This window comes from Chryseobacterium gossypii (assembly GCF_041361455.1).
Lineage (GTDB): Bacteria > Bacteroidota > Bacteroidia > Flavobacteriales > Weeksellaceae > Chryseobacterium > Chryseobacterium gossypii.
Window position 1 is genome coordinate 158,331 of the sequence record NZ_JBGCUR010000003.1, and the last position, 9,583, is coordinate 167,913.

The window sequence follows — 9,583 nt, forward strand, 5'->3', positions numbered from 1 at the left end:
TTATTTTTTAAGATCTTCCTTCAGCTTTTTAGCTCCTTCCTCTACTTTCTCGGCTCCTTTGGCAGCCGCATCCTTTACATCCTTACCTACCTCTTTGGCTCCTTCCTTTATATCTTTTCCTGCTTCATTCAGATTTTCCTTGGTCTTCTGCGCAGCATCGTCTATTTTATTTCCGGCCTCATCCACCTTGTTCTTTACATCTTCCTTGGCTTTATTTATCTTAGAAGAATCTATCATTCCGGGACCTTGGGTAACCGTTGTTGTAGTGGTAGTAACAGTTCCGTCAGGATTTTCAACACTTTCAGTTTTTGTTGTTGACTTGGTGCAGGATACGGCAAGTGCTGATAATAACAATACCGCTAAAATTTGTTTTTTCATATTTTATATTTTTTTTTAAAGTATTCAAATTTAAACTTTATTCTGATTTGTTTTCAACAGATGCAGGATTTTCTGATGTTTTTTGCTTTTTCTCATCTTCAGCTTTCTTTTTTTCTTCTTCCTGCTTCTTTTTATTCTCTTTTTCCAGCTCTTCCTTAATACGTTGCTCCTCAGCCTGAAGCTTTAATGCTTCTTTTACGGAATCCTGATATTGCCTGGAAGACATCCTGATCTGTCGCACCACATCTATGGAAGTGGCTCCGGCAGAAAAAGAGTCAATGGCTGTGGTATCATAGCTGGCTTTCGGGCTATCCTGCGGATACAGATCCACCGGCTCCTTTTTGGAACAACTTATACTTAGTACTGAGAAAACAGAGGTTATAAGCAGTAAATTTTTCATGAAGCTAATTTAGCAGAAATTCCGCAATTACAGGATAATGATCCGATAGTTGTACGGACTGATCTACTTTATAGCTTAAAGGAATAATTGATTTTGAAGAAAATATATAATCAATCCGCAAAGGGAATTTATAATCGTGAAAGCTGGTTGAACTGCCGTTGCCTGCCGTAAGGAAAGCATCCTGAAGATCTTTTCCCAGATTGTAATACTCATAGGAATTGGGAACAGAATTGAAGTCTCCTGCTAAAATTACAGGATAAGGAGAAAAGTCTATGGCTTTTCTGATTTTCTTTATCTGCTCCTCATGAGCTTTAAAGGTAGGGGTCATATGTGAAAAAAGCGCATTGATCTTTTTGCCTTCTTTATGAAGACCGTTAAACTCAAGCATAGACTTATGCAGCCTGAACGGCTCCAAATAAACATTCACTACCCGTACGATCTTACCGTTGATATCAACATCGGCATAGAAAGAATTTCCGCGGGATTTATTTTCTATAAGCTCCGCTTGTCTTACGATCCTGTGCTTGGTTTTTAGAATTACGGTAGGATATTTCACCAGATCCTGCCTTATTGCCCTGTTGGTATCTTTTTCCTGGATCAGGATAATATCCGCATCCTGGTCCCTGATGTATTTTTTCACTTTTTCCCATCCGAAATCACCATATTTCACATTAAAGGTAAGTACTTTGATATCCCTTATGGACTTAACATTTTCATTTTTAGGCGAGAAATTAATCCAGCGTCTGATCGGATTATAGAATAAAAAGGTGCCCAGTACAAAGGCAATGGCTATTTTTTTCCTTTTCACAATCCACAGCAGAGTCAGCAGGATGTGAACGATCATCAGATAGGGAAAGCCAAGGGAAAGGAGATTCAGATTCGCCACAATATTAGGCGGTATCCAAGCATTCGCCAATGTGCAAAGGAGCAGAACTATAACGGTAATATGAACAAATAATAATATCTGGTACGGCTTCATGAAATAACAGTCTGGGTTTCCGGGGTTTGTTTATCAAAAACCTTACCAACATTATAAACTTTAACTAACTTTAAGACTTTAGCGTTCAAGCTTAAAGCTCGCTAAAACAGGAAAATGATCTGATAGTTTTACAGAGCGGTCCACCTTATAACTTACCGGACTGACGGATCCGGAAGTGAATATATAATCAATCCGGATAGGAAATTTATAATCATGGAAGCTGGTTCCGCTCCCCTTCCCCACTTTTACGAAGACATCCTCCAGTCCCTCAAGAAGATGGTAGTATTCGTAAGAATTGGGAACAGAATTAAAATCTCCGGCCAGGATCACCGGATAAGGTGATGCCTCTATGCCTTCTTTGACGGAGGCTACCTGTTCCTGATGCATTTTAAAGGTAGGGATCAGTCTTTTCACCACATTTTTTACTTTTTGCTCGTCGCCTTCATCCCCGTTCAGCTTAATCATTTTCTTCTCGAACTGAAACGGCTGGAGGTAAACGTTGATCAACCGGTATACTTTGCCTTTTATTTCAATATCAGCTTGCATGGCATAAGCGTTATTGGTTTCATAATCGCTTTGGATCAGCTCCTTCTGATCAATGATTTTGTATCTGGAAAAAATAGAGACCACGGAATTTCCTCTTTTTTCCTTTAAGCCGCTGAAGCTGAAATCATCCATATTTCCATGTTCCTGGAGGAGAACAATATCTGCTCCTGTCTGATTGATATAGTCTTGAATACGTTCCGCTCCGAAGGTTCTGCCTTTGATATTGAAAGTGATGATCTTAAGGTCTGCTGACTCCTTTTCCTGTGGGGTAAAATTCACCCATCTTGTTACAGGATGTATAAACATCAGCCCCAGCAAAAGAAATACTATGGCTCTTTTCTTCCAGCTGAAAATCCAGAAAAGGGTCAATAAGACGTATCCGATGATCAAAACGGGAAATCCTAAGGAAAGCAGATTGAGCCAGGGAAATACTTTGGGCGGAACATATGCGTTCAGCAATGTCCCTGATAAAAGGAAAAGAATCCCCAGATGAAGGATCAAGAATATAAGACGAAGAACTTTCACAGGATCTTAATGGAATCTATATAAGTGTTTTTTCCAGCTCCTGGCTAAAAGGAAGCCAACTATTGCTCCGCCAACGTGGGCAAAATGAGCGATCCCACCCGCACTTCCTGAGAACCCGAGAAATATGGAAACAATAACAATCACGGGCAGAAGGTATTTCACTTTCATAGGGATGGGGATAAACATCATCATAATTTTTGCTTCGGGAAAGAGTGTGGCAAAAGCCGCTACTACACCGAAAATGGCACCCGAAGCACCCAGCATTGGTGACCTGAGTATTATGTAAAGCCTTCGATACAGTTCTACTCCTTCCGGATTAGTAGTGTTTACTCCTACATTCCCCATATAATCAACGGCAGATTTACCATATATTTCAGCAGCATTCAGGCCTAAAGCTTCCAGCCCCGAAGTGATCTGCTGAACTTCTATAAAATTCCATAAATTAAAAAGAAAAAAGCCTCCCAAACCGCTTAGAAAATATAAAATCAGATATCTTTTTTCTCCCAGGGTTCCTTCCAGAACGGCCCCAAAACTCCATAAGGTGAACATATTAAACAGGATATGCATAATACTTCCATGCATAAACATATGGGTGATGATCTGCCACGATCTGAAATTTGGAGAGAAAGGATAGTAAGCAGCAAGCGAATTTGTCAATTGCGGAAACACAAATCCTGTTATGACAAAAACGATCACATTAATGATAATAATATTTCTTGTAATGGGTGGTATGGTATTAAACATTTTCTTTAGAATTTGTTTTTAAAATCATTGAACGGAATCTCATAGAAGCATCTTTTCCCGTTAGGTAAAAATTCCGGGAAGCCTAAGGCTGTAAAATCCCTTATCAGTTGTTCCGCATCTTTTTTATAGATAAAGTCAAATCTTGACTTTGACTGCATTTTATTCCACTGGTTTCTGTAAAATTCCAGGAAATCCTCCTCTGTTCTGTAATCCAGCACTTCAAAAAGGTTTTCAAGGAATTTCATTACCTGTGTTTCTTTCAATCCTTCCGGCACCGCATCGATCCTCAATACGTTTTCATGAGCAATTTTCATGTCAAAGCCCAGATCGGGAAGATATTTTTTTATGGATTTATATTTATTTTTCTCAATTTCGTTCATATGGTATTCAAGGGAGAAAAGCAGGGCATGGCTATTGGTGGCTCCTTTTCTGGACTGCTGAGTGCTTTCGGCAACCACCAATCTGTGCATTCTTCCCAAATCCAGCATCAGGGTCTTATCTCCCTTGTTGAACAGCCAGTATCCGTTCGGAAGCCTCATCAGGTCTTCATCAAAATCCTCATCTTCAAATAAGTTGATTTTGGAAGGTTCCGCGGCAATATTCTGGTGATACATTTCGGCAATGTTCTGAATTTCAGCCGGCTGAACTCCTTTCTCCTCCAGAAACGGATTGTAATCCTTATCTACAATGATCTCAGGCATTTTAATGGTTCCGCTGTTTGCCTTGCTCGGGAGAGGCTTCATCATTATCTCATCAAGCTGCGGATCTCTTTCAAAATCCAGGCTGGGAGCAATATTATAAATTCCCAGGGACCGTTTTATGGTGGAGCGGATCAGGGCAAAGATGAGATGCTCATCTTCGAACTTGACTTCTGTTTTCTGCGGATGGATATTGACGTCAATTTTCTCAGGGGCCAGCTCCAGATAGAGGAAGAAGGTAGGGATATACCCCGGTAAAAGCAACCCTTCAAAGGCTTCCTGAACGGCTTTATTAAAATAGGGGCTCTTGAAGTATCTGCCGTTCACGAAAAGGAACTGCTCGCCTCTTGTTTTCTTGGCCCCTTCCGGCTTAGCCACAAATCCATGGAGTTTACACCAGATAATGTCTTCCTTGATCGGGATCAGCTGCGGCTGTAGTTTTCTTCCAAAAATATCCACAATACGCTGCATCTGACTTCCTTTCCTCAGCCTGAAAACAGGCTCATCATCATGAAACAAGGAAAATTCCAATCCTTCATGTGCCAGGGCAACGCGCTGAAACTCGTCAATGACATGCCGAAACTCTACATTATTGTTCTTAAGGAACTTTCTTCTTGCAGGAACATTATAAAAAAGGTTTTTAACCAGAAAGTTAGACCCGTCGGCTGTTTGTATGGGATCCTGGAACTGAAAAACCCCGCCTTCGATGTAAATGTTGGTTCCGATAGAGGCATCTTTCTGCTTGGTCCTCAACTCAACCTGGGAAACGGCAGCAATAGATGCCAACGCTTCTCCCCGGAATCCTTTTGTGGTTATTTTAAAAATGTCTTCCGTTCCTCTTATCTTGGAAGTGGCATGTCTTTCAAAGGCCATTCTGGCATCCGTTTCCGACATTCCTTTCCCGTCATCTACCACCTGTATCAGGTTTTTACCGGCATCCCTCACGATCAGCTCTATTTTGGTTGCCTCTGCATCAATGGCATTTTCCAAAAGTTCTTTCACAATGGATGCTGGTCTCTGCACCACTTCTCCTGCCGCAATTTGGTTGGCTACATGATCCGGTAAAAGCTGAATAATATCTGACATAAAACTTAAATCAACTTACAAAAATAGTTAATGAAAACGGGAATAAAAACATTAAAATCGGGAATTAAGATTTAATTTTCAAATTTTTGGCTCAGTTTGTAAGTGCATTCCGATGATTTCTCCGTTCCCAAAATACTTCTACTCCCCCAGAGATAGCAACCATCCCTCTCCTGTAAAGGAAGAGGGATGATTTCAAAGTTTACACAAAATTAATACTGATATTTTTATCTGAATTATTCGTCAAATACAAGTTTTCTTTTCTCTTTTCTTTTGGGTATCCCATGTATCTTATCGTAAAGGTATGCAAAAACGCTTGGCCTTTTATAGATTCTGCTGTATCTGTAACTGGTGTTGAAATGTCTTAAATGAATTTTATATGCGTCATACCCGATGACAATTAAAAGACATACACATATTATATAGAACACCCTGAACTCAAGGTAATAATAGGTGAGCCCTGAGAATATTGCTCCCAAAACATAGGCCAGCATAATGCTCATTAAAAGCTTGGCTCTTCCGATCAGTTCACCGTTCTTCCTGAACTTTTTCTGGGTAAACATGGAAAACAGGATCCCCAGATCCGTGGTAGTTCCCGTAAGGTGGGTTGTTTTTACTGAGAAATTGGATATACTGGCTGTCAAGCCATTCTGAAGACCTGTTGCAAAAAGCATCAACGCCACCAGAGACTGTGTTTCCGCCAAAGTCTTCTGGTAATAGAACTGGCCGTAAATACCTACGAACAGCAAACATAAGATCTCCAAAACAATAGGCATTGAATGGGCAAAGTACTTACTTCTTTTATTGAAATTGATCACAATAAAGTTGGATAAAAAGCTTCCGAAGAAGAACAGAAAGATCCATCCTCCCACTACGGCTACCTGCGTCCAGTTTCCTTTACTGATTTCTGCCGCCAGGATGGCATAGTGGCCCGTTACATTTGAAGTAAAAGAGAGAAATATCAATAGGGAGGCTATATTTATAGTTCCTGCGGTGAATGCAGTCAGCGTCCCCAGTCTAATGTTGTCTCCCAACGTCCTGCTGTTACTATAATTCCTTAACATTTCTTTATTTTTATGTGTTTTTATATATTTTTTTAAACTTCGACAAAGATTTCGGCAAGTTTTCCCCTTTCCGGAAGTGCTTCCCGGATCTCGATGGTTATTTCATGCGATTCAAGGTCTTTACATTTTTTGATATAAGGAATAAGATCAAATTTTCCTTTACCTTTGCTTCTGATCGACGGAGCATAGTAAGCTTCGCTGATATCTTCCGCTTTTACATAGTTGTTGAAAGCTCTCTGGAAGTTCCCGGTAAAAATATCGCATACGATCCTGTTGACTAAATGCGGGTACTTATTTTTAATGATCCCATAAGCGTCAACAAATTCCCGGGGCATTATTTTATTGAAAATTGTACTTTTGGTACTGAATAAAAGATCTCTGATGGAGTCTCCCATGTCATATCCTGAAACCAGCAGGATGTTGTATTGGCATTGCTCGCCTGATCTGTCTTTCTCTTTAAGTACTTTTTTCAATATATTTAAAGACTCAAGAGAGTAATCTGTAGCTATTAAGATGGTTTTGGTCATATCTTTAAAAGTTTAGTTTGTTACATTCTATTTTTGAACGATACAAAACTAAACTGACCAAATTAAAAGCTCTTTGGAAACAAATTAAAATGTAATTAAAGAGATTAAAATGAGATTAGAATTTGAATTAATCCCTAAAACTGAAGGATCCGGATGGCATATCAGGCTTCTTCATTTTGAGTATTGTAGAAATTAGGAAACCGGAGTTGCACCGTTGTCCCCTGGTTTTCATGTGAACTTACAATCAATTCTCCGTGATGCATTCTCACAATATTTCTTGCCAGCGGTAACCCGATGCCATATCCTTCGTAATTTTTCGTGTTGGAGGCTCTGAAGAAGGGATCATAAATCTTATTCATTTCCTCTTCCGGAATACCGATCCCGTTGTCCTTTACAATGATATAGACATCCGTATCCGTAGCTCCCAGCGAAACCCTCACCTGCTGGAAGTTGGAGTATTTACATCCGTTATTAATGATATTGGCCACGGCAAGATGTAAAAGCTGCTCATTGCCATGAACCTTCAGTTTCTTGGGATTATCGGGAAGCATGCTTATATCCAGGTAGATATTATTCCGTGAGTCTATTCTTCTTAAGGTTTCTATAACGTCCCAAAGCAGCTGGTCCATACGTACTTTATCCATTTTCTGGATTTTACCATCGAACCCGGTTTGGGCAATCATCAATAGAGCTTTAATCTTTTTGTCCAGCTTCTCCGCCTCATCCAGAATGATCTCCAGAGTTTCCTTATATTCTTCCGCTGTTCTGTTGATTGAGAGAGCAACATCCGCTTCTCCCATAATGGACGTAAGGGGTGTTCTCAGCTCATGGGAAACATTCCCGATAAGGTGGTTCTGGGTCTCAAACGAGGTCTCTATACGGTTGAGCATGTCATTAAAAGTTTCCACCAGCTCATTTAGCTCTTTATTATCAGGCTGGGATTCAAGTCTCAGGTGAAGGTTTTCAGAGCTGATTTCCTTTACCTTCCCGGTGATCTTCAGAATGGGCTTGAATAGTGTTTTAGACAGATAAAAAGAGAAGATCATGCTAAAGAATAATGACAGAACGATACAGGTGATCAGCGTTCTTTTTAGAAATCCCAGGTAATGGACCACATAATGGTTTTTCGCCGAGGCTATTGCGATATAATCTTTATCGTCATATTTAAAAGTCTGCCCGATATAATAAAATTCTCTGTCATTATAATTGGCCTCGCCATGCTTTACGATACTTTTGAAAAAAGAATCAGGGATATGGATTTCATGGGAGATCTTTTTAAAATTGGAATCTGCGGGAACGGCAAAAACATAATCTTTTTCCATCGGAAGCTCTTCATCATTCAGATTGTTCAAAACATAATTTTCCGGAAGATCAAGATCTTTCTTGCTTTTTTCAATCTGCACAATGGTTGTGGTCCGGATCTTAAGCAGCTCATAAAACCTTTGGTGTGAAAAGTTAACAATTGAAAAGTATACCAGCCCGCTGAACAGCAATATAATGGTGGTAAAAACCAACATTAAAAGCACCATGGTCTTGGTCTGATTTGTTATGACTTTATTAAACATCTTAAGGTTTTTTCAGCACATACCCCATTCCTATAACGGTATGTATCAATTTATTATCTTCCTGATGATCCAGTTTTTTTCTTAAGTAATTCACATAAACATCCACTACATTGGTTCCCAGCTCATAGTTCACTCCCCAGACGGCATCCAGAATTTCTGCTCTTGAAATCACTTTTTCAGGATTGTTAAGAAAATACAGCAGCAGTTTATATTCTGTGGAGGTAAGTGAGATCTCTTCACCACCCCGGGTTACTTTTTTAGTGTAATCATTTACAACAAGATCCGAAAACTGAAAGATATGTTCATTGTCTGCTTCCGGTTCAGCTACTTCGTTAGAATTGTTATTGTTAAAGCTTCTTCTCAACAATGATTTTACCCGGGCAACCAGCTCAATAAACTTAAAAGGCTTTACAAGATAATCATCTCCACCGCTTTCAAGGCCGAGAACAATATTTTCCGAGGTGCCCAATGCCGTTAAAAAAAGAATCGGGACATGCTGATTGGTTTTTCTGATTTCCTTACATACGTCCAGCCCGTTCATTTCCGGCAGCATAATATCCAAAATTACCAGATCAAAATCATTTTCCTGAACCAACTGTACCCCTGTACGCCCGTCAAAAGCAACCGAGATCTCATAGCCCTTTTCCTGAAGCCCCTTTTTGATAAAAGAGACCACACTGGTTTCGTCTTCAATCAGAATAATTTTTTTCATGAAATAAGGAATTTCACAAAAATAACAAAAAGACGGGAATTTTGCTGTCCCTCCATATTCAGAAATTAATCCAACCTTTTTTAAAATTTTTTCATCTTTAATTATATACGCCGCATTTTGTCGTGTGGTATCTATATTTTTGTGGTACATTGATAGAAAGAATAAATTAAATCTTTGTAATGCGGCCTTTATAACTTATTGGAAAGCATTAATTTTGCAGCGACTTTTAAAGAACTATTAACTAAAAAACATGGGAATGAAAAAGCTCTCTCTGAGTGTACTTTCGATGTGCACATTTATGGGCGTATCCGCCCAACAGGTGGTATGGCAAAAGGATATTGAATCCTCCACCCAGGATTTCC

10 protein-coding genes are annotated in these 9,583 nt (G+C 39.5%); all 10 read right to left on the reverse strand.

The window, feature by feature from the left end:
* The 10 genes from ABMQ40_RS03955 to ABMQ40_RS04000 all read right to left on the reverse strand — a co-directional run bounded on the left by ABMQ40_RS03955 (nt 1) and on the right by ABMQ40_RS04000 (nt 9,221).
* Nucleotides 1-378, reverse strand: coding sequence for a hypothetical protein (locus ABMQ40_RS03955; protein ID WP_370896781.1), 378 nt, complete (start codon nt 376-378; stop codon nt 1-3).
* 37 nt (nt 379-415) lie between these two features.
* Entirely contained in the window at nt 416-778 is a 363-nt protein-coding gene (locus ABMQ40_RS03960; protein WP_370896783.1) for a hypothetical protein, read from the reverse strand.
* A 4-nt stretch (nt 779-782) separates the two neighbouring features.
* Nucleotides 783-1,757, reverse strand: a complete 975-nt coding sequence (locus ABMQ40_RS03965) for an endonuclease/exonuclease/phosphatase family protein (protein ID WP_370896785.1) — start codon at nt 1,755-1,757, stop codon at nt 783-785.
* A 78-nt stretch (nt 1,758-1,835) separates the two neighbouring features.
* Nucleotides 1,836-2,828, reverse strand: coding sequence for an endonuclease/exonuclease/phosphatase family protein (locus ABMQ40_RS03970; RefSeq protein ID WP_370896787.1), 993 nt, complete (start codon nt 2,826-2,828; stop codon nt 1,836-1,838).
* A gap of 6 nt (nt 2,829-2,834) precedes the next feature.
* Nucleotides 2,835-3,572, reverse strand: coding sequence for a rhomboid family intramembrane serine protease (locus ABMQ40_RS03975; protein ID WP_370896789.1), 738 nt, complete (start codon nt 3,570-3,572; stop codon nt 2,835-2,837).
* 5 nt (nt 3,573-3,577) lie between these two features.
* Entirely contained in the window at nt 3,578-5,356 is a 1,779-nt protein-coding gene (gene mutL / locus ABMQ40_RS03980) for a DNA mismatch repair endonuclease MutL (RefSeq protein ID WP_370896791.1), read from the reverse strand.
* A gap of 233 nt (nt 5,357-5,589) precedes the next feature.
* A complete protein-coding gene (locus ABMQ40_RS03985; RefSeq protein ID WP_370896793.1) occupies nt 5,590-6,417 on the reverse strand; it encodes a YoaK family protein in 828 nt (275 codons plus the stop codon).
* 32 nt (nt 6,418-6,449) lie between these two features.
* Nucleotides 6,450-6,944 carry a hypothetical protein gene (locus ABMQ40_RS03990; protein ID WP_370896795.1) on the reverse strand — a complete coding sequence of 165 codons (495 nt, stop codon included), beginning with the start codon at nt 6,942-6,944 and terminating at the stop codon, nt 6,450-6,452.
* A 161-nt stretch (nt 6,945-7,105) separates the two neighbouring features.
* Nucleotides 7,106-8,509, reverse strand: coding sequence for a sensor histidine kinase (locus ABMQ40_RS03995; protein ID WP_370896797.1), 1,404 nt, complete (start codon nt 8,507-8,509; stop codon nt 7,106-7,108).
* A 1-nt stretch (nt 8,510) separates the two neighbouring features.
* Complete coding sequence (locus ABMQ40_RS04000) at nt 8,511-9,221, reverse strand: response regulator transcription factor (protein WP_370896799.1); 711 nt, start codon at nt 9,219-9,221, stop codon at nt 8,511-8,513.
* Between the last annotated feature and the right edge of the window lie 362 nt (nt 9,222-9,583).